This window comes from Limnohabitans lacus, assembly GCF_030053395.1.
GTDB classification, from domain to species: domain Bacteria; phylum Pseudomonadota; class Gammaproteobacteria; order Burkholderiales; family Burkholderiaceae_C; genus Limnohabitans_A; species Limnohabitans_A lacus.
Genome location: NZ_JASGBH010000002.1, coordinates 189,490 through 209,655, shown reverse-complemented (window position 1 = coordinate 209,655; position 20,166 = coordinate 189,490). Strand labels below are relative to the sequence as shown.

Here is a 20,166-nt window from a genome sequence, read left to right as displayed (position 1 = left end):
TTCAGGCTTGGGCTGCGATCGGGTTGACCAAGGTGCCGATGCCCTCGATCTCGACCTCGCACACATCGCCGGGCTTCATGAACCAGGCCGGCTTGCGGCTCCAGCCCACACCCGCTGGCGTGCCGGTGGCGATCACGTCGCCGGGCACCAGCGTGAAGATGGTGGAGGCGTAGCTGATGAGCTTGGCGATCGAGAAGATCATGTGGCCGGTGTGACTCGACTGCACCACTTCGCCGTTCAGGCGCGTGACCAGCTTGAGCTGCTGGTTGGGGGCGATTTCGTCGGCGGTGACCATCCAGGGGCCAAAGCCGCCGGTGGATTCAAAGTTCTTGCCCGAGGCAATTTGCTTGGCGTGGAATTGCCACTCGCGGATGCTGCCGTCGTTGTAGCAGGAGTAGCCCGCCACGTGGTCAAAAGCATCGGCCTCGGCGATGTTGCGGCCTTCCTTGCCGATGATCACGGCCAACTCGCCTTCCCAGTCGAGCGAGCCCGACACTTTGGGGCAAATGATGGGCTGGCCGTGCGCCACTTGCGAGCGCCACACCCGCAAGAAGATGGGCGGCTCTTCAGACAGCTCGCGGTGCATGCCGGCGGCCAGCACTTCTTGGTGGTGGTCCATGTAGTTGCGCACGGCGCAGACGATTTTTTCGGGCTTGGGAATCACCGGCAAGAAGGTGATGTCGGCCAGTTTCACATCGGCGGTTTTATGGGCCACATCCTGCTGGGCGTTCAGGTAGGCGCCCGAAGCGATGTAGTCCGTCAGCGTGGCGTATTGCGGCAGCGCTTTGCCCAGGTCAACGATGGCGTCTGCGCCGACGAGTGCGCCCCAGGTTTCACGGCCTTGGTGGATGAAAGAAAGCAATTTCATGGGTGTTCCTTGATGGGTGAAGAGTTCAGTGAGCGTTGGCGAATTTCGCTTGCCATTGTTCGATCGGCATGAAGCTCGGATCTTGTCTGCAGATGGCTTCGGTCTCGCGCAAGATGGTCTCGTCGTCTTGGCTCAAGTCGAGTGGATCGCCGTGCGGCTGCGAAATGTAGAAAGGCATGTCGATGTAGATCTCGATCGTGTTGCCCTCCGGGTCGGCGAAATACACCGACAAGGCATTGCCGTGGTTCAAGGGCAGCACTTTGCTGGCACCCAGGGCCACGGCTTGGTCTTTCAAGTCGCGCAAAGACTGGATGGAGGGCACCGCAAACGACAGCTGCATCACCGTGCTGAAAGTCGCCTCGGCGGGGCGGCCACCCGCGATCACCAGTTGATGGTGCTGGTGCGGGCTGGAGCTCAGAAACACCAAGGGCGCCTTGAAGGTCTTGCCCACACCCCGGTCGGTCTCGACCAGACCGAAAACGGTTTTGTAGAAGTGCACCATCTTCTCGACATCGGTCACGTAGATGCCGAAATGCGAGGGCGTGGGTTGACTGACTTTCAGCATGGGGGTCTCCTGGGATTGGTTTTTGTGCAGATCAGCGGCGCTGCTTTTCTTGCAAAGCGAAGGCCGCCATCACATTGGTCTGTGTGCTGCAGATGTGCTCGGACAACATGGCGGTGGCGGTCGCGCCGTCACGCCGGAGCACCGCTTTCATCAAGGTGCGGTGTTCTTCGTCTTTCTTTTTCGAGACGGTGCGGTGGCGCGCCGCAAAGTGACGGTAGCGCTCGGCCTGGTCGAACAGGCTCATGCTCCAGAGCAGTTGACGCTCCGAAGGGCAAGCCGCAATCATGGCCATGTGAAAGTCGCGGTGGCGCTGGCTCCATTCGGCGTCCAGCACCACGGGGCCCTGGGGCAGACGGGACTCGATCTTTTCGAGGCGGTGGAAGGCGGCCACGATCTGAGCTTCCCAAGCGTCATCGCCCGCAGCGATGGATTCTTGCAAGGCCGGGATGTCCAGCATCAAACGCATTTTGGTGATGTCGGCCAGATCTGTTGGCGAGATGGGCGTGACCCGAAAGCCTCGGCGTTCGTCCGCTTTGACCAGGCCTTCTTGCACCAGGCGGTTGAGGGCCTCGCGCAGCGGGCTGCTGGAAAAACCATACATCTGCTGCAAAGCATCCACCTTGAGCTTGCTTTCTGGCGCATGGCGACCCGACAAAACATCGCCGCGCAAGACCTGAAAGGCTTGTTCTGACAAAGTGGCGTTGGATGCTGAATTTTGCATGATTTGAAAATTGTGCATAAAAAAGAAATGGTGCGCATTCACGCAAACCCTGATGCATTGGCATTGGGGTCAGCGTTTTTGATGAAGTGAGGTGCTTGCGGGCCTTGCGCGATAAGCGGGGCAAGCGCAGGAACGGGCTTATTTGCCGATGCAAAAACTCGAAAAGATCACACCCAGCAAATCGTCGGCGCTGAACTCGCCGGTGATCTCGTTCAGAGCGTTTTGGCCCAAGCGCAGCTCTTCGGCCAGCAGGTCCAGGTTTTGTGCCTGTGCGGCCAAGTGGGCATCGGCGATCTCCAAGTGCTCTCGCACCCGGTGCAGGGCCTGCACATGGCGTTCGCGCGCAATGAACAGGCCTTCGCTGGCTTGTTGCCAGCCCGCTTGTTGCAGCAGTTGCTGGCGCAGCGCCTGCAGGCCTTCGCCAGTGCGGGCCGACAGGGTCAGGCCCGAGCGATCGCTCAAGGCGCTGGCGGCATCGGCCTTGTTCCACACATCGATCACCGCCACACCCGCAGGCAAGCGGCTTTGCAGGCCGGTGGCGATGTCGGCATCGGCGCGGTCATAGTCGGCCTGGCCCACACGGGTCAGGTCGTGCAAGAACAGCACCGCATCGGCGTTTTCAATCTGTCCCCAGGCGCGGGCAATGCCGATTTGCTCGACCTCGTCCACGCCCTCGCCTTCGCGCAAGCCGGCGGTGTCGATCACATGCAGCGGCACGCCTTCGATCTGAATGGTTTGCTGCACCACATCGCGGGTGGTGCCGGCAATGGGTGTGACGATGGCCAGTTCAGCCCCCGCCAAGGCGTTGAGCAGCGAACTCTTGCCCGCATTGGGCTGGCCCGCGATCACCACCTTGATGCCCTCGCGCAGCAGCGCACCTTGTTTGGCGCGGCCCAGCACGGTTTCCAAAGCGGCTTGCAATCGCGTCAATTGTCCCTGTGCATCGGCCTTTTGCAAGAAGTCGATTTCTTCTTCCGGAAAGTCCAGCGTGGCCTCCACCAGCATGCGCAGGTGGATCAGCGCATCGCGCAGCTGGTGGATCTCTTTGGAAAAGTCGCCCGCCAAGGATCGGCTGGCGCTGCGGGCTGCGGCTTCGGTGCTGGCGTCGATCAGGTCGGCAATGGCCTCGGCCTGGGCCAAGTCGATCTTGTCGTTCAAAAAGGCCCGCTCGGAAAACTCACCGGGTTGCGCCACGCGCAAACTGGTCAGGCGTGGCTGGCCGGTGGCCGGGTCGGTTTCGGCCGCGGCTTGCAGGCAACGCGCCACCAAGAGCTGCAACACCACCGGCCCACCATGGGCCTGCAGCTCCAGCACGTCTTCGCCGGTGAAGGAGTGCGGCGCCACAAAGTGCAGCGCCAGGCCATGGTCGATCGGGCTGCCATCGGCATCGGCAAAGGGCAGGTAGGTGGCTTCGCGGGGTTTGAGGCTGCGCCCGCACAGGGCCTGAATGAGGGAGGACAAGTTGCGGCCCGACACGCGCACGATGCCCACGGCCCCTCTGCCGGGGGCGGTGGCAATGGCGACGATGGGTTCTTGATGGCGGGCAAGCATGGCGGTTCCTCAAACAAAAAGGGCCGCTTGCGCGGCCCCATCAGCATATACGCTGCTTACTTGAACTTGGGCAGATTGAACTGCGGTGGCACGCCCATGCGGGTGTTGATGATCCACTGCTGTGCAATCGAAAGCACGTTGTTGGTGATCCAGTACAGCACCAGACCGGACGGGAAGAAGAAGAACATCACGCTGAACACCAGCGGCATGATCCACATCATTTTCGCTTGCATGGGGTCTGGTGGCGCGGGGTTGAGCGCTGTTTGCAGCAAGGTGGTCAACGTCATCACCAAAGGCAAGATGAAGAAGGGATCGGGTGCCGACAAGTCGTGGATCCAGAGCGTCCAAGGTGCATTGCGCATCTCGACGGTGGACAAGAGCACCCAGTACAAAGCGATGAACACCGGGATCTGGATCATGATCGGGAAGCAGCCACCCATGGGGTTGACCTTTTCCTCGCGGTAGATGCGCATCATCTCTTGTTGCATTTTTTGCGGATCGCCTTTGAGGCGTTCGCGCATTTCCATGATCTTGGGGTTGATGGCTTTCATCTTGGCCATGCTGGAGTAGGCCTTGGCGTTGAGCCAATAAAAAGCAATCTTGAGCAGCAGCACCAAGGCCACAATCGACCAGCCCCAGTTTTGGAGGATGCCAAACAGCTTGTCCAGCAGCCAGTACAAAGGCTTGGACAACATGGCCAACCAGCCGTAATCCTTCAAGAGGTCCAGCCCAGGCGCCAAAGCTTCGAGGACTTTTTCTTCTTGAGGACCCACAAACAGTTGCGAGCTCACGGTTTTGGACTGACCGGGGGCCACATCGGCCACAGGCGTGATCATGCCGACGGCGTACAGGTTGTTGTCCACCTTGCGCACGAAGTTTTCGCGGTTGATGCCATCACCGAGCAACCAGGCCGAAGCGAAGTAATGCTGCACCATGGCCACGTAGCCGTTGGGCGAGGTCTTGTCGATCTCGGCCTTGTTCTTTTCGATGTCGCTGAACTCGACCTTGTTGTACTTCTTGGCATCGGTGTAAATGGCCGGGCCTGTGAAGGTCGAGTAGAACGAAGACTCGCCAGCAGGCTTGTTGCCGTCACGCACCAATTGCAGGTAAAGCTGAGGCGACACAGCGGCCGTGCCGGTGTTGATCACTTCGTGCTTGACGCCGATGGCATAGCTGCCGCGCTGCAGGCTGTAGGTCTTGACCAGCTTCACGCCGTTTTGCACGTCGGACTCGAAGCGCACGGTCACTTCGTTCTGGCCATCTTTCAGGCTTTTCTCACCCGCAAAGCGCATGGCGCTCTTGTGCGTCGGGAAGTTGCCGCCGATCAGGCCGGTTTGAGCGGTGTAGACGCGAACAGGGCTTTGGTCCAGCAAAACAAAGGGCAATTTCGAATCGACCATGTCCTTGTGCTGGGTGAACTCGGCGCGTGTGAGCGTGCCGCCTTCGGTGTCAAAGCGCAGCTTGAGCACGTCGGTGCTGACCTCGATTTGCTCGCTGGCACTGGCGGCGGCTGCGCCTGCAGGCACTTGGCCAGGAGTGGCTGCAGCGGCAGCGGTCGCCACGGGGGCCGATGCGGTCGGCACGCCACTGGCCGTGCTGGCGGGGGCTGCAGCGACAGGGCTTGCCGCGGGCTTGGGGAAGAAAGTGGCTTTTTGGCCGTTATGGACCTGCCACGCGTCCCACAGCAGGACCATGGAGAAGCCAAAAATCACCCAGAGGATGGTGCGACGGATATCGTTCATGAGGTCTTCTTTGACGAAGTAGGGGAAAACAAAGCCGTGAACAAGCGAGGCGCCTGTTCGGGAATGGGGTCGCTGCCACCAGCGCACCAAGGGTGGCAACGCATCAGGCGGTGAACGGTCATGTAACTGCCAGCGGCGGCGCCATGGCGCTCCAGCGCTTGCAAGGCATACACCGAGCAGGTGGGCTCAAAGCGGCAAGCCGACCCGAGCCAAGGGCTCAGGAACAGGCGGTAGCCGCGAACCACACCCATGAGCAACTGCCGAATCATGCCACCACCTCCGGGCGGCTGGCTCGTTCAAACAATTGCTCCAGCTCCAGCCGAACCGCCAGTTTGAGGTGGTCAGATGTCGCGCTGATGAATTGTTTGCGGTCAAAACCCGTGCGCAGCCGCACCACATGGGCGGCCAGGGGCAAACGGGCTGCAAAAGCTTGGCTCACGGTGTAGATCTGGCGCTTGATGGTGTTGCGCGTGACGGCTCGGCGCGCCCAGCGCTTGGGCACCATGGCCCCCATCCAGACATCAGGCAAGTCAAAAAGGGCCTGCTCCGGTGAAGGTGCAGGCCCGATTGAATCGGCTTGTGCCAAAGGGGGTGTCGGTGCTGTCAAGCTCAAGCGGTGCAAAGCAAAATGCGCCGTGCGCGAGACGGTGCCACCAGCCAGGGTGGCCTGAAATTGTGGGCGTGTTTTTAGACGCTGCACGATGACCAGGCCCCGGCATGAACCGCCAGCCGTGGCCCATAGCCACCGCCCGACGGCCGGATGGACATTAGACAGCCAGACGCTTGCGGCCCTTGGCGCGGCGTGCGTTGATCACAGCACGGCCGCCACGGGTTTTCATGCGAACCAGAAAGCCGTGGGTACGGGCGCGACGTGTTTTGGATGGTTGGTAGGTGCGTTTCATAACTCTTCCTTTGAGCCCAGAGCCATATGGCTGCGTTGGGCGAAACCCAAGATTATCGCAAACTTTCCGGCCCACCGCAAATTTGAATGCTTTTAAGCTTTCGGGATGACCCGCATCCAAATCTTGTGGATGTGGTTTATGATGCCCTTCCAGTTGCTTTTGCGATTGTGGATAAGCTCTTGATAAAGTCAGCTGTCCTGCCGTTTTTCTTCTTCTCTATCCACAAAAACAAATACAACATGTCCGAGGGATCCTCCCCAGAATTTCAGATGGATGCAGGCCAAGCGCTGTGGCAGACCTGCGTGGACGAACTGTCCCGCGAGCTGCCCGAGCAGCAGTTCAACACCTGGATCAAACCGCTCACCGCCCAGGTCTCTGAAGACCAGCAACGCGTCACCTTGTTCGTGGCCAACCGCTTCAAACTCGACTGGATCCGCGCCCAATACGCCGGCCGCTTGTCGGCACTTCTGGAGAACCTGCAAGGCCATCCGGTCCAAATAGAGTTAGCGATCACTCCTCGTGAGGCTGGCGTCAGGCCTGTGCGTCAGTCCACGCCATCGTCGATGGAGAACGCCCCTGAAGTGCTGGAGGTCGCCGACGAACCGGTGGCCAACACCTTCCGCAGTCGCCTCAATTCGGCCCTGACCTTTGACACCTTGGTCGAGGGCACGGCCAACCGCATGGCGCGTGCTGCGGCCATGCACGTGGCCGGCCAGCCCGGGCACCTGTACAACCCCTTGTTCATCTATGGCGGCGTCGGTCTGGGCAAGACCCACCTGATGCACGCCATTGGCAACAAACTGCTGGCCGACCGCCCAGAAGCCAAGGTTCTCTACATCCATGCCGAACAGTTCGTCTCGGATGTGGTTAAGGCCTACCAGCGCAAGACTTTTGACGAATTCAAGCACCACTACCACTCGCTCGATCTGCTCTTGATCGACGATGTGCAGTTCTTTGCCAACAAGGACCGCACGCAAGAGGAATTCTTCAACGCTTTTGAGGCCTTGTTGGCCAAAAAGTCCCACATCGTGATGACCAGCGACACCTACCCCAAGGGCCTGGCCGACATCCACGAGCGCTTGGTGTCGCGTTTTGACTCCGGCCTCACGGTGGCGATCGAGCCGCCCGAGCTGGAAATGCGCGTGGCGATCTTGATCAACAAAGCCATCAGCGAAGGCAGCGAAATGCCCGAAGAGGTGGCGTTTTTTGTGGCCAAAAACGTGCGCTCCAACGTGCGTGAGCTCGAAGGCGCTTTGCGCAAAATTTTGGCGTATTCGCGTTTCAACCAGAAAGACATCTCCATCCAGCTGGCCCGCGACGCCTTGCGCGATCTGCTGTCGATCCAAAACCGCCAAATCAGTGTGGAAAACATCCAAAAAACCGTGGCCGATTACTACAAGATCAAGGTCGCGGACATGTACAGCAAAAAGCGCCCGGCCAGCATTGCCCGCCCGCGCCAGATTGCCATGTACCTGGCCAAAGAGCTGACGCAAAAGAGCCTGCCCGAGATTGGCGAGCTGTTTGGCGGCCGCGACCACACCACGGTGCTGCACGCCGTCCGCAAAATCAATGCCGAGCGCCAGCAACTGACCGAGCTGAACCAGCAACTGCACGTGCTGGAACAGACCCTCAAAGGCTGAGCCACATGAGCACCCAGGCACCCCAGCAAAAGAATGGCCTCAAGGCCACTTTGGCGGGGCAAATGACCCAAAAAACGGCGAAAATGTCGCTTGTATCTGAAAACCGTCGCCCAGCCGGGCCCGACGCCTGAAAAACCACCAAAGGTAGACAAATGATCGTCCTCAAGGCCACCCAAGACAAATTGCTGTCGGTTCTGCAATCCGTGTCCGGCATTGTGGAACGCCGTCACACCTTGCCGGTGCTGGCCAACGTGCTGATCCGCAAAACCGGCCATGCCGTGCAGCTGACCACCAGCGACCTTGAAATCCAGATCCGCACCACCGCCGAGATGGACGGCGACCCCGGCGACTTCACCACCACCGTGGGCGCCCGCAAGCTGATCGACATCCTGCGCACCATGCCTTCAGACCAGACCGTCAGCCTCGAATCGTCGCAGGCCAAGCTGATCTTGAAGGGTGGCAAATCCAAATTCACCCTGCAGACCCTGCCCGCCGAAGACTTTCCGCTGGTGCAAGAAGCCGCCAGCTTTGGACCCGTGTTCAGCGTGCCGCAAAAGACCCTCAAGCAATTGCTCGGTCAGGTCTCGTTTGCCATGGCCGTGCACGACATCCGTTACTACCTCAACGGCATCTTGTTTGTGGCCGAAGGCAACAAGCTCAGCCTGGTCGCCACCGACGGTCACCGCCTGGCCTACACCTCGGCCACGCTCGACGTCGAAGTGCCCGTCAAGCAAGAAGTCATCTTGCCGCGCAAGACTGTGCTCGAAATGCAGCGCCTGCTGTCGGACGCCGACGGCGCGATTGAAATGCAGTTCGCCAACAACCAAGCCAAGTTCAGCTTTGACGGCATGGAGTTCGTGACCAAGCTGGTCGAAGGCAAGTTCCCCGACTACAACCGCGTCATTCCCAAGGGCCACCGCAACAACCTGACGCTGGGCCGCCAAGCTTTGCTGTCGTGCTTGCAGCGCACCGCGATTTTGACCAGCGACAAATTCAAAGGCGTGCGCCTGAACCTGGAGCCCGGCACCTTGCGTGTGGCCTCCACCAACGCCGAACAAGAAGAGGCCGTCGACGAACTCGACATCGACTACGGCGGTGACGCCATCGAGATCGGCTTCAACGTGACCTACATCATCGACGTGCTCGGCAACATGTCCCAAGACATGGTCCGCATTGACTTGGCCGACGGCAACAGCTCGGCGCTGATCACGATCCCCGAGAACGACAACTTCAAATATGTGGTGATGCCCATGCGCATTTAAGGCAAAAGCCCTCAAGGCCCACCTTATCGAAACCCGCGACCTCTCGCGGGTTTCGGCCATTCAAGCGACAGAGAAAACAGACCATGACCGAAGAAAACAAGCCCAGCGAAGAGTCCTTCACCACCGTTCAGCCCAAGATTGACACCAATCAGGCCGGTGCATCCGAAGGCTACGGCGAAGGCGCCATCCAGATCCTCGAAGGCCTGGAAGCGGTGCGCAAGCGCCCCGGCATGTACATCGGTGACACATCCGATGGCACCGGCTTGCACCACCTGGTCTTTGAGGTCGTGGACAACTCCATCGACGAAGCACTGGCCGGTCACTGCGACGACATCGTTGTCACCATCCACTCCGACAACTCGCTGAGCGTGACCGACAACGGCCGCGGCATCCCCACCGGCGTGAAGATGGACGACAAGCACGAGCCCAAGCGCAGTGCGTCTGAGATCGCGCTGACCGAGCTGCACGCCGGCGGCAAGTTCAACCAAAACAGCTACAAGGTCTCGGGCGGCTTGCACGGCGTGGGCGTGTCTTGCGTGAACGCGCTGAGCAAATGGCTGCGCCTGACGGTGCGTCGCGACGGCAAAGTGCACGAGATCGAATTCGCCCGTGGCTTTGTGCAAAACCGCATCCTTGAGCAAGTCAACGGCGTTGAAGTCTCGCCCATGAAGGTCACCGGTGCCACCGACAAGCGCGGCACTGAGGTTCACTTCCTGCCCGACACCGACATCTTCACGCAGAACAACGACTTCCACTACGAGATCCTGGCCAAGCGCCTGCGCGAGCTGTCCTTCCTCAACAACGGCGTGCGCATTCGCCTCAAAGACGAACGCAGCGGCAAAGAGGACGACTTCTCTGGCGCCGGTGGCGTCAAAGGCTTTGTGGACTTCATCAACGCCAACAAAAAGGTGCTGCACCCCAACGCCTTCCATGCCATGGGCGAGCGCCCTGCCGACAGCTACGGCGGCATCCCCGGCACCAGCATCGGTGTGGAAGTGGCCATGCAGTGGAACGACGGCTACAACGAATCGGTCTTGTGCTTCACCAACAACATCCCCCAGCGTGACGGTGGCACCCACCTGACCGGCCTGCGTGCGGCGATGACCCGCGTGATCGCCAAGTACATCGAGAAAAACGAGATCGCCAAAAAGCAAAAAGTCGAAGTCAGCGGCGACGACATGCGCGAAGGCCTGTGCTGCGTGCTGTCCGTCAAAGTGCCCGAGCCCAAATTCTCGAGCCAGACCAAAGACAAGCTGGTGTCGAGTGAAGTGCGCGCCCCGGTGGAAGACATCGTGGCCAAAGCCCTGACCGACTTTTTGGAAGAGCGCCCCAACGACGCCAAGATCATCTGCGGCAAGATTGTGGAAGCCGCCCGCGCCCGCGAAGCCGCCCGCAAAGCCCGTGAAATGACACGCCGCAAAGGCGTGCTGGACGGCATGGGCTTGCCCGGCAAACTGGCCGACTGCCAAGAAAAAGACCCAGCGCTGTGCGAAATCTACATCGTCGAGGGTGACTCTGCCGGCGGCTCTGCCAAGCAAGGCCGCGACCGTAAATTCCAGGCCATCTTGCCCCTGCGCGGCAAGATCTTGAACGTCGAAAAAGCCCGCTACGAAAAACTGCTGACCAGCAACGAAATCGTCACGCTGATCACCGCCTTGGGCACCGGCATCGGCAAAGCCACCGCCGAGTCCGGCAAGAGCGGCACCGACGACTTCAACCCCGACAAACTCCGCTACCACCGCATCATCATCATGACCGACGCGGACGTTGACGGCGCCCACATCCGCACCCTGCTGCTGACCTTCTTTTACCGTCAGATGCCCGAGCTGGTCGAGCGCGGCCACATCTACATTGCCCAGCCACCGCTCTACAAAGTCAAGGCCGGCAAAGAAGAGCTGTACCTCAAAGACGGCCCCGCGCTCGACGGTTTCTTGCTGCGCATCGCCTTGAAGGACGCCAGCATCACCACCGCCACACAGCAAGTGCTGACCGGTGAAACCCTCGAAGCTCTGGCGCAAAAACACCAAGTGGCCGAAGCCGTCATTGCCCGCCTGTCCAACTTCATGGACGCCGAAGCCCTGCGAGCCATTGCCGACGGCGTGTCGCTCAACATGGAGTCGCTGGAGACCGCTGCTGCCAGCGCACCCGCACTGCAAGCCAAGCTGCGCGAACTCAACACCACCGGCATCCCCGCCGAAGTGGCCGCCGAGTTTGACGTGCGCACCGACAAACCCATCTTGCGCATCAGCCGCCGCCACCACGGCAACATCAAGAGCAGCGTGCTCACGCAAGACTTTGTGCGCGGCGCCGACTACGCCGCATTGGCCGAAGCGGCAGACACCTTCCGTGGCCTGTTGACCGAAGGCTCCAAAGTCTCACGCGGCGAAGGCGAGCGCCAGAAGGAAGAAAAAGTCAGCGACTTCCGCCAAGCCATGCATTGGCTCATCAGCGAAGCCGAACGCACCACCAGCCGCCAGCGCTACAAAGGTCTGGGCGAGATGAACCCCGAGCAGCTTTGGGAAACCACCATGGACCCCAACGTGCGCCGCCTGCTGCGCGTGCAGATCGACGACGCCATCGAAGCCGACCGCGTCTTCACCATGCTCATGGGCGACGAAGTCGAACCACGCCGCAACTTCATTGAGAGCAACGCCTTGCGGGCGGGGAATATTGATATTTGATGGGGTGAGCGGCTGAAGCCACGCCATCAACGGCCACAGAGCCGGGTGGGCTTCAGTTTTGGGTCAGGGAGGCTAGAGACCATGTGTTTTTTGAATGGCCCCGGCGTGGGCTTATCCAAAAGAAAAAGCCCGCACGAGGCGGGCTTTTCAGACTTCATCTGTCCTCGGGGGGAGCTTTCGCCAACGTGTCCCAAGGCTAGTGCTGCGATTCTAAGCTGCAAGACGCCATGAAGTCAACCGGCACACCTGATCACGACGCGGCACAAGCCATCAAGGCTACTCTGTCTACGCCAAGGATCGAAACCTATGAGGCCGCCACGCCGGATGATCCAACGCTTTCAAGTGCGCTGGCTTTATATGCATGGAATGCTCAAGTATCTGCAGCATTGCTGGCACCTTTGCACATTTGCGAAGTCAGCATCCGCAATGCAATTTCTGAAGCGATTGTTGCAGCCCATGGCCCGCAATGGCCTTGGAGTGCCGGCTTCGTTCGTAGCCTCCCGAACCCTTTGGTCGGGTACAGCGCTCGATCAGACCTGCTTTCCTCCAGGGTCAACAAAACAACAACAGGCCAGGTCATTGCTGACTTGAAGTTCGTCTTCTGGCAAACCATGTTCACCAGTCGCTTTGATGCCAGGTTGTGGACGCATCACCTTCGCCAAGCGCTGCCTTATGCGGACGCCAAGAAGACCACTGCACAAACGCGTGCCTTGGTTTATTCGGAGCTTGAGCAAATCAGGAAGCTACGCAACAGGATTGCGCACCATGAACCCATTTTCCAGCGCAATCTGGCTACTGATTTTCAGAAAATCCATGACCTGATCGCTGCCCGTTGCCCCATCACGGCCGCCTGGATGCTGCAAAACCAAGGCGCACAAGCACTGATCTTGAACAAACCGGCTTGACGCGCTGCGGGCGATGGGGCCAAAGCCACATCCTGCAGCTTGCGCCTCACTTTGTCGTCGGCAGACTTGGCAAATTGAGCCCTGCAAATTACCCCACTGCCGCATCAAGTCCAAACACAATGCTCATGGGCCTGCTGCCCTGGTGCGACTGGTAGCGCACCCGGCCGTGGTACGTGAACGGTGCCGCCTTGCCAGCGGCCAGCTTGGCGTCGCGCACAAAGAGGTGGATGTCGATGCCTAAAGCGGCGTGGCGGATGATTTCGTTGCCGCGTTTGCTGGTCGGGTCGGTGGCGTTCTGGCTTTGCCAGTGAAAGTGCGTGTCATCGATCCAATGGTCCATGTACTTGTGCTCGTCAGCCCGGCCTTGTTTGTTAAGCGTGACCAGCAGGATGTGCGCTTTTTTCTGGGCCAGCACCACATGGCCGACATTCCAATTGCCGGGGTTGTAGGCCTCGCCAAACAGCGGCGGAATGTCTTCGCGCATGAAAGGCTCACCGAGCGCCAAATCCAGTGGGTCGATGATGTTGCGCAGACGGGCGAGCGTGCGCATGTCGTCGGTGGCAGTCAGATCGTCGTAATCCGGGTTGTTGGCTTTCAGAATGTATTGGCCATCGCGGCCCTTGGTGACCACCCGCAGCAGGTATTGGTTGTCGCCGCTGTCGTCTTGCCGCTCGATGGCCACCACGTTGCCCGTGATCGAGCCTGCCCGACTGGGCGTGATCAATTCCAGCAGCAAATAGTCGCCGTCCAGCACCGGGTTTTTGCCACCGTTCATCGAGTTGCCCGATGCGCGGGCAATGAAGTGGCGACTCGGGTCCAGCGTGCCATAGGCCAGCGGCAAAGCCCTGTGCTCTTCGGCGTCTGCACGCCCGGTTTTGAAATGGCCGCACGCGATTTTGAGGTTGGGGAAATACGGCAACTCCACTGTCTCGCGACGCTTGACGGGGAAGGGAATCACATTGCTGGCGGGCTGGACAGCCACCCTGCGCACCTCGTAAGCGGCTAGTTTGTAATCGACCAGTTCTTGCACCATGTCCGTCAGCGGTGCCACGTCTGATTCCAAAAGAGTCTGCTTGAGTCCAAAGCTGCCATCGATTGCCTTAAACGGGACCGATGCAGGGTTTTTGGAGTTGCCCCCAGTTAAGGCTGTGATGGGGTTGATCAGCCAATAGCGTTGCCACGCGGCGTCGGTGCCCGGGGTGGTCAGCATCTTGGCATCGAGGTCGGACAACAAAGGGCGACGACGGTCGAGCACACCACGCGAGTGGGCGGCCAAAACGCCCAGCGCAACAGGCTGGCGCAGGCCATCAAGTTCAAGCCACGCCTCAAGCGTGACTGCCATGAAGCTTTTTTTCATCTCCATGGTTTCCACGTACTGCAAGACCATTTGGAAACGCTCGGCAACGGCGGTTTCGTCCGCAGACAAATCACCCATGCTTTGGGCCAGTGCAAACCAATGGCCTTCACGCCGACGCATGTCCTGCATGCTGCTGCCCGAGTGGTAAAACTCAGTGAGGGTGGGCCTGCGACCCAGAACAGCCCGAAGCGCCTCATAGTCCTTTTGCGTTCCGGCGCCATCGAGCGATTTCAGAAACTCGATGATCGACAGGTCGTAATTGACGTAACAACCGTTTGGCAGCGCCAGTGCGTTCTTTTCTGCTTTACGCCCAAACTCAGCCAAAGCTTTGTACGTGGAGCCTACGCCAAACAAGGCTTGCGGCTTGCCCAAAAAGGCTTGGTGATTGCCAATGAAGTCCAGCACCACCAACTGCTGTTTGCCTTCGTGCCGCCGCAGGCCACGCCCCAGCTGCTGCAAAAACAAAATTTTGGATTCGGTGGGCCGCAGCATCAGCACCGTGTCAATGCTGGGCAAGTCCACGCCCTCATTGAACAAGTCCACCGAGAACAAAACTTGCAAACTGCCGTCTTCCAGTTTTTCGAGCGCCTGTGCACGCCCCAGCACAGAGCCCGCATACACCGCAGCGGCCGACACGCCAGCCCGCGTGAAATGCTCGGCCATGAAGTCGGCATGACGGGTGGACACACAAAACGCCAGCGTGCGCTTCTGGGCCTTGGCCCGCCATTGCGCCAGGGCATGACGCGCACGCGCCAATGTGGCCAACTTGTTCGACAGTGCTTCAGGATCAAAGCGTCCATTGCGCCAAGGCACTTCCTTGTAATCGACCGACTCGTCGTGAACGCCGTAGTAATGAAACGGGGCCAACAAGCCGATGGTGATGCCCGCAAACAGGTTGCAGCCGAAGACCAAGTTGTCGTCACACAGAGTCAAGATGTCTGACTGGTCTGTGCGGTCTGGTGTGGCCGTCAAGCCCAACAAAAACGAGGGTGCAAAGTGCGCCAACAAGCGCTTGTAAGTGGCCGCAGCGGCATGGTGGAATTCGTCCACCACGATGTAATCGAAGTGCTGCGGCGCAAAGCGCTCCAAGTGCGCCGCCTTGCCCAGCGTTTGCACCGATGCACACAGCACGTCCACATCGCCATCGCGGCTACGCCCGGTGTAATAACCCACACGCTTGCCGGGCAAGATGCGGATAAAGGTGGCCGCCGCTTGGCTCAAAATTTCTTCGCGATGCGCCACAAACAAAATGCGCCGAGCCCCCATGCGCACTGCATCAAAAGCCGCCAGCCATGTTTTGCCAAGACCTGTTGCCAAAACTACCAAGCCGCGCCGGTAACCGTTTTCGCGGGTTTCGGCCAGTGCGGTCAGGGCTTCTTGCTGAATGTCGTTGGGCAGTGGTGGCGCTTCTTGTTCGTGGCTACCGGGTGCCACCGAGCGCGTGGGCGGTAAGCGCCGCTGTTCATAGGCCTCGATCCAGCTGTCGGTCAAGGCCATGGTTTTGGGGTGTGCAAAGAGTTCTTCAAACCGTTCGCGTGCTTCCAGATAACCGGCGTCTTGCGGAAACACCACGCGGTAGTTCCACTCCAGCCCATCGCGTAGGGCTTTACTGCTGATGTTGCTGGACCCAATGAAGGCGGTGCCAGACGCCAACTGCCCGGCTTCGAAGCGGGCGAACACATAGGCCTTGAGGTGAAAGCTGTCTTGGTTTTGAGTGGCGTACACGCGCACCTCGGCACCGCTTTCTTGCAGCAAGAGCAGCAAACGCAAGGCCTCTGGGTCGGTGATGTCCAAGTAGTCGCTGGTCAACACCCGAACGCGATGGGTATCACCGGCTTCTGCCATGGCCTGCAAATCGGGCAACAGCAAACGCAGCCCCGAAGTCTTGACAAAGGACACCGCCAAATCGGCTTGATTGGAACGCGCAAAAGCGGCTGACAGGTGCGGCAAAAAATGGTCGTCACCGCCCGTGACCAGTCGCTTGTCAGGCCCAGTCGAACGGTGGGCCAAAGCATTGGTCCAGCTTTCAGTGCGGTCTGGCCGTTGGTCTTGGGTTTGCCACAACTCCATGCGCAGCAACTCGGGCATGGCCCCCAGCCAAGCCCGCACGGTGTCCTCGTCGGCATCGGTAAACCGTCGCCCGTCGTGCTCACGCTCGCCGCTGCCAAGCTTGTAGCTCACATAAATGCGGCCACCAGCTTTGAGCGCCGCCCACAATTTGGACAACACCCTGGGCATGTCTAAAAGCGGCACATGCAGCAAGCTCGCGCAGCACCAAATCGCATCGTATTGAGCGACCTCGTCCACATCTTCAAAGCGCCGCACATCCACCACAAAACCACAGTGCTCACTGGCCCGCTTGGCCAGTTCAACAGACGCATCAAAAGCGCTGACACTGAAACCCCGGTCAGCAAATGCACGCGCATCACGCCCCGAACCGCAACCCGCATCCAAGATGCTTGCGCCCGGTGCAAGCCCGTAAAGAAAGCGCTCGTAGATTGGCTCCATGTCCACCCGTAAAGTGGAGCTGAAAAACTGCTCGGCGCGGTCGTTGTAGTAGCCGACGGTGAACGATAGATCGGGCTGGGTGGTCATTTACGGAGTTTCTGGCCATGCGTTGATGTTGCCTTTGATTGTCCTCATTTTTAATAAGGGGGGCCGGCATGGGGCAACTAATAAATTTATCACGATGTCATTTTTTTCATTTATTGAATATGAGAGACTTAAGCTTTTATGTGCGACTTCATAAATGTAAAATAGCAGATTGCGATGCAGCATCGCCTCTGGTATTTGTTATGCTGGATGTAATTCGGTACGCGTATGAATAAAGGAGTGGTAATGGATGAAATAACTTCGACATCTGTACAAAAAAATAATCCCTCTGTACCACTGGTTCAGCCATCTGCATCTATTGCTTCAATTACTTTCTCAGATGGTGTAACTGTAGCTTTTGGTCCGACGGAGAAAGTTATATTGGTTGGTCCAAATAACAGCGGAAAATCTCAGTCACTACGAGATATCCTTGCCATTTGTCAGAATGGGTTGACGGTACGTACTACTGTGGTTAAGGAGATTACTCTTTCAAAGAGCGGCTCAATTGAAGATCTACAAGCATTCTTGGAAGCAAATGCTGTATTCAAAGATAATAATTATTACTATCGAAACTGGTCGCTGCCAGAACGGCATGTTAACTTCTGGAAAAATGAATATCTTATTCATGGCCTGGCAAATGGCTTTATTCGAAATATCTCTGCTAGCGAACGTCTGAATATCTGTGCTCAGCAGCCGAGCATATCACCTGGTGAGCCTAAAACTCGCCCGCAGCATGTGCTTTATGACAATGATGCGCTGATGTCGAAGATCAGTGGTCTCTTTCGGTCCGCCTTCGGTAAAGATATGTTTTTTAATTTTCGAGACGGCAGTAAACTTCCGATTCATGTTGGTCAAATTCCAAATAAGCCAGGGCTGGTTGATCGAGCATCCGATCAATATGTGGCTTTAGTTACTCAGAATCCTCTGTTAGATCAGCAGGGCGATGGAATTAAGGGATATGCGGGAATTTTATTTGAGGCAATTGCATCGGAGGTTGATGTAACATTAATTGACGAACCTGAGGCCTTTTTGCACCCACCACAAATGCGACGACTAGGTGAAACGCTCGCAGCAGAAGTCACTGGACAACTATTTGTTGCTACCCACAGTAGCGATATTATGAAAGGCTTCCTTGAGGGAACAAAGGGATCGGTTCGGGTCCTTCGTATTACACGCAATGGTTCGGTAAATACGATTGCAGAAACTTCAACTGATACCATTCGTGAGCTTTGGGAGAGGCCTGAATTAAGATACTCTAACGCCTTAGATGGAGTATTTCATGAACAAACTATAATTTGCGAAGACGACAGCGATTGCCGAATTTTTAATTCAGTTGGCGATTATCTTGGTGGTCTTTCTGATACTCCTTGGCCAGATACTGCGTATGTTCCCACTGGCGGAAAACACGGCATTCCCAAGGTTGCATCAGTGCTTCGAAAGATTGGCGTTCCAGTGAAAGCTGTTTTTGATATTGATTTCTTGTCTGAGCGAAATCTTGTCGAAACAACTGTGACGGCTTTTGGGGGTAATTGGGAATCCATCGAGCCATTTTGGATTCGAGTCGACGCTGCGGTCCGCGAGGGTATCAAACCGAAATCACCCGATGAAATTAAGAAAAGTATTGTTAACATCCTCAATTTATCTGAACAGGATAAGCTGCCTAAAAGCGAAGTGTTGGAAGCCATGAAACAAGGGTCGTCGTGGAATCACGTCAAACGTTATGGCGAACGCGGAATTCCGTCAGGTACGGCACAAACTGAATACCAGAAACTACGCATTTATTTGGAGGGTATTGGTATTTATCTCGTTCCCGAGGGTGAGATCGAAAACTTTTGTCGAGAAGTTGGTTCACATGGGCCGAAGTTTGTTGCCAAGTTATTGCATGACATTCCGATGAATGATGAACGCCTCAGAGATCTGCGTGGGTTTGTCGAGAGGGTCTACATGGGAGAGAGCGCGAAATTTAATTCAGGTCAATAGCTCACTTCAGGCGATAGGAGCTTTTGAATACTATTAAGTTCTCAATAGACGAATAGTTAATGTTCAGTGTAATTGCATGATCGCAGTTCAGGTTAAATCACGTCACCTTTCGCTGCACACCTGTCACCAAGTTAATACGCAAACCTCAACCCCTCACAAAAACCCAAACCGCCTCGCATGTGTCTCCAAAAACGCTGGCGCTGGCCGAAAGCGTTCCGGCAGGCGAATCGCTTGCCCTTGGCATTGCGCCAAGCTGCTTTGTGCAAACGGGTCTAACTCGGCGTGCCGCAGCGCCTCGCCCACGCGGATGGTGAAGTCCGGTAACACCGTGATCAGCCCTTGGTCATAGGCCCGGTCGTGCAAGGCCGACAGGCACAGGCCGTTGCTGGGGTTCAGGCGGTTTTGGGTGTCCATGCTCCACGGCACGATGTGGCTGGTCACGAGCAGCTTGGGCACGCGCAGGCCGCTCATGCAGCAGGTGGCGTTGTAGCTGGCCAATATGGCGCGGCGAAACCGGGCTTGGTTGACGCGCACCTGCACGATGGCCGTGGTGGTTTTGCCTTCTGCAATGTCGGGCACTTCGTCCAGCACGTCCACAAAGGGCGGTAGGCCGTTTTGTTCTGCATAGTGGCCAAAGGACATGGCCGCTTCGGTGACCACGAGGTCGTTGGCCGCCAAAAACTCGTTCCAAATTTGTTGGTCAAGCTTGGATGCATTGCCCATGCCGCGTCGGCCACTGGCCACAATTTGGGGGTCGAGGCTGGCCAAATTGACCAGCTTCATGGCCACAGCGCTGGCGGTGCGCCCCATCCAGTGCGACAACTGCACGATGCGCGGTTGGTTGCGGTGCAGCTGCCCAAATGGCAGTTGCAGGTAAATGTGAAACGCCGCCAATGTTTCGTTGCGCGTCCAGTTGGTGGATCGTGGCATGTGTTGTTCTCCCTGACGGCAGATGTTAGCTGTCCTCGTCCCACGGGATCGGTTTGGCTTGTCTGCGCAAATCGTTGGGACGGGTGTTTTGCCGGAAGGTGTCGGGTGGCCTGAAGCATTCATCGGGCGTCACCATGTAGACGGTCCAATCGCCATAAAGCTTGCCGTCAAAGCAAAGCAGGTCACCGTTGATGGCCAAGTCCATGAGCGTGTCGTGCGTGCCTGTGAACAGTTGGGCATCTGTGGGGCTGACAAATTCCACATTCACCGAGCAGGCGTAGGTGGTGTGAAAGTACCGGAGCGGCCCAATGGCCGGGCCATCGAATCCCCAGCCGTGCATGGTCTGGCTGGGCGTGTCGCGGCCATGAAACAAGCCCAGATACAAGCCGGGCTTGCTGGGGCGAACGCCATAAACAGGCGTGGTGCTGGGGTCTGTTGCGGGGTGCATGTTGCCTCCATGTGGGTGAGGC

The 20,166-nt window shown here is 57.9% G+C and carries 16 protein-coding genes; 5 read left to right on the top strand and 11 right to left on the bottom strand.

The features are described 5' to 3' along the window. Window position 1 precedes the first annotated feature (1 nt). The 8 genes from QLQ16_RS03570 to rpmH form a co-directional block, all read right to left on the bottom strand. Window positions 2-868: a fumarylacetoacetate hydrolase family protein gene (locus QLQ16_RS03570; RefSeq protein WP_283223312.1), complete on the bottom strand. Its 867-nt coding sequence runs from the start codon at window positions 866-868 to the stop codon at window positions 2-4. A gap of 25 nt (window positions 869-893) precedes the next feature. Then, window positions 894-1,433, bottom strand: coding sequence for a VOC family protein (locus tag QLQ16_RS03565; protein WP_283223311.1), 540 nt, complete (start codon window positions 1,431-1,433; stop codon window positions 894-896). Between the two features lie 31 nt (window positions 1,434-1,464). Next, on the bottom strand, window positions 1,465-2,154 hold the full coding sequence (locus QLQ16_RS03560) for a GntR family transcriptional regulator (RefSeq protein ID WP_283223310.1): 690 nt from the start codon (window positions 2,152-2,154) through the stop codon (window positions 1,465-1,467). Window positions 2,155-2,292: 138 nt separating this feature from the next. Further along, the gene (mnmE, locus tag QLQ16_RS03555) at window positions 2,293-3,705 is read right to left on the bottom strand and encodes a tRNA uridine-5-carboxymethylaminomethyl(34) synthesis GTPase MnmE (protein WP_283223309.1); all 1,413 of its coding nucleotides are present in this window, start codon (window positions 3,703-3,705) and stop codon (window positions 2,293-2,295) included. A gap of 56 nt (window positions 3,706-3,761) precedes the next feature. Next, on the bottom strand, window positions 3,762-5,447 hold the full coding sequence (gene yidC, locus QLQ16_RS03550; RefSeq protein WP_283223308.1) for a membrane protein insertase YidC: 1,686 nt from the start codon (window positions 5,445-5,447) through the stop codon (window positions 3,762-3,764). Next, complete coding sequence (gene yidD, locus QLQ16_RS03545) at window positions 5,444-5,716, bottom strand: membrane protein insertion efficiency factor YidD (RefSeq protein WP_283223307.1); 273 nt, start codon at window positions 5,714-5,716, stop codon at window positions 5,444-5,446. The genes yidC and yidD overlap by 4 nt, the downstream gene beginning before the upstream one ends. After that, window positions 5,713-6,147, bottom strand: coding sequence for a ribonuclease P protein component (locus tag QLQ16_RS03540; protein ID WP_283223306.1), 435 nt, complete (start codon window positions 6,145-6,147; stop codon window positions 5,713-5,715). The genes yidD and QLQ16_RS03540 overlap by 4 nt, the downstream gene beginning before the upstream one ends. A 67-nt stretch (window positions 6,148-6,214) precedes the next feature. Further along, complete coding sequence (rpmH, locus tag QLQ16_RS03535; protein ID WP_005798102.1) at window positions 6,215-6,349, bottom strand: 50S ribosomal protein L34; 135 nt, start codon at window positions 6,347-6,349, stop codon at window positions 6,215-6,217. A gap of 239 nt (window positions 6,350-6,588) precedes the next feature. On the opposite strand from rpmH, the gene dnaA reads away from it, so the two are divergent. From dnaA to QLQ16_RS03515, 4 genes are all read left to right on the top strand, one after another. Next, on the top strand, window positions 6,589-7,989 hold the full coding sequence (gene dnaA, locus QLQ16_RS03530) for a chromosomal replication initiator protein DnaA (RefSeq protein WP_283223305.1): 1,401 nt from the start codon (window positions 6,589-6,591) through the stop codon (window positions 7,987-7,989). A gap of 152 nt (window positions 7,990-8,141) precedes the next feature. Next, the gene (gene dnaN, locus QLQ16_RS03525; protein WP_283223304.1) at window positions 8,142-9,251 is read left to right on the top strand and encodes a DNA polymerase III subunit beta; all 1,110 of its coding nucleotides are present in this window, start codon (window positions 8,142-8,144) and stop codon (window positions 9,249-9,251) included. A gap of 83 nt (window positions 9,252-9,334) precedes the next feature. After that, window positions 9,335-11,932: a DNA topoisomerase (ATP-hydrolyzing) subunit B gene (gene gyrB, locus QLQ16_RS03520; protein WP_283223303.1), complete on the top strand. Its 2,598-nt coding sequence runs from the start codon at window positions 9,335-9,337 to the stop codon at window positions 11,930-11,932. A 227-nt stretch (window positions 11,933-12,159) separates the two neighbouring features. Beyond that, window positions 12,160-12,837 (top strand): hypothetical protein, encoded by a 678-nt coding sequence (locus QLQ16_RS03515; protein WP_283223302.1) that lies wholly within the window; start codon window positions 12,160-12,162, stop codon window positions 12,835-12,837. Between the two features lie 88 nt (window positions 12,838-12,925). On the opposite strand, the gene QLQ16_RS03510 is transcribed toward QLQ16_RS03515, so the two are convergent. Beyond that, entirely contained in the window at window positions 12,926-16,789 is a 3,864-nt protein-coding gene (locus QLQ16_RS03510) for a DUF3427 domain-containing protein (RefSeq protein WP_283223301.1), read from the bottom strand. Between the two features lie 243 nt (window positions 16,790-17,032). On the opposite strand from QLQ16_RS03510, the gene QLQ16_RS03505 reads away from it, so the two are divergent. Continuing rightward, window positions 17,033-18,766, top strand: coding sequence for an ATP-dependent nuclease (locus QLQ16_RS03505; protein WP_283223300.1), 1,734 nt, complete (start codon window positions 17,033-17,035; stop codon window positions 18,764-18,766). Between the two features lie 153 nt (window positions 18,767-18,919). On the opposite strand, the gene QLQ16_RS03500 is transcribed toward QLQ16_RS03505, so the two are convergent. Both QLQ16_RS03500 and QLQ16_RS03495 read right to left on the bottom strand, forming a co-directional pair. Then, window positions 18,920-19,696: an HNH endonuclease gene (locus QLQ16_RS03500; RefSeq protein ID WP_283223299.1), complete on the bottom strand. Its 777-nt coding sequence runs from the start codon at window positions 19,694-19,696 to the stop codon at window positions 18,920-18,922. A gap of 25 nt (window positions 19,697-19,721) precedes the next feature. Beyond that, entirely contained in the window at window positions 19,722-20,144 is a 423-nt protein-coding gene (locus tag QLQ16_RS03495) for a hypothetical protein (protein WP_283223298.1), read from the bottom strand. Window positions 20,145-20,166: the final 22 nt, after the last annotated feature.

Excerpts from the sequence above, each read along its gene's own strand:
- mnmE (WP_283223309.1), bottom strand. The coding sequence starts at position 3,705 with ATGCTTGCCCGCCATCAAGAACCCATCGTCGCCATTGCCACCGCCCCC.
- QLQ16_RS03495 (WP_283223298.1), bottom strand. The coding sequence starts at position 20,144 with ATGCACCCCGCAACAGACCCCAGCACCACGCCTGTTTATGGCGTTCGC.
- QLQ16_RS03560 (WP_283223310.1), bottom strand. The coding sequence starts at position 2,154 with ATGCAAAATTCAGCATCCAACGCCACTTTGTCAGAACAAGCCTTTCAG.
- QLQ16_RS03510 (WP_283223301.1), bottom strand. The coding sequence starts at position 16,789 with ATGACCACCCAGCCCGATCTATCGTTCACCGTCGGCTACTACAACGAC.
- QLQ16_RS03500 (WP_283223299.1), bottom strand. The coding sequence starts at position 19,696 with ATGCCACGATCCACCAACTGGACGCGCAACGAAACATTGGCGGCGTTT.
- QLQ16_RS03515 (WP_283223302.1), top strand. The coding sequence starts at position 12,160 with ATGAAGTCAACCGGCACACCTGATCACGACGCGGCACAAGCCATCAAG.
- QLQ16_RS03505 (WP_283223300.1), top strand. The coding sequence starts at position 17,033 with ATGGATGAAATAACTTCGACATCTGTACAAAAAAATAATCCCTCTGTA.
- gyrB (WP_283223303.1), top strand. The coding sequence starts at position 9,335 with ATGACCGAAGAAAACAAGCCCAGCGAAGAGTCCTTCACCACCGTTCAG.
- yidC (WP_283223308.1), bottom strand. The coding sequence starts at position 5,447 with ATGAACGATATCCGTCGCACCATCCTCTGGGTGATTTTTGGCTTCTCC.
- dnaN (WP_283223304.1), top strand. The coding sequence starts at position 8,142 with ATGATCGTCCTCAAGGCCACCCAAGACAAATTGCTGTCGGTTCTGCAA.
- rpmH (WP_005798102.1), bottom strand. The coding sequence starts at position 6,349 with ATGAAACGCACCTACCAACCATCCAAAACACGTCGCGCCCGTACCCAC.
- QLQ16_RS03565 (WP_283223311.1), bottom strand. The coding sequence starts at position 1,433 with ATGCTGAAAGTCAGTCAACCCACGCCCTCGCATTTCGGCATCTACGTG.
- QLQ16_RS03570 (WP_283223312.1), bottom strand. The coding sequence starts at position 868 with ATGAAATTGCTTTCTTTCATCCACCAAGGCCGTGAAACCTGGGGCGCA.
- yidD (WP_283223307.1), bottom strand. The coding sequence starts at position 5,716 with ATGATTCGGCAGTTGCTCATGGGTGTGGTTCGCGGCTACCGCCTGTTC.
- dnaA (WP_283223305.1), top strand. The coding sequence starts at position 6,589 with ATGTCCGAGGGATCCTCCCCAGAATTTCAGATGGATGCAGGCCAAGCG.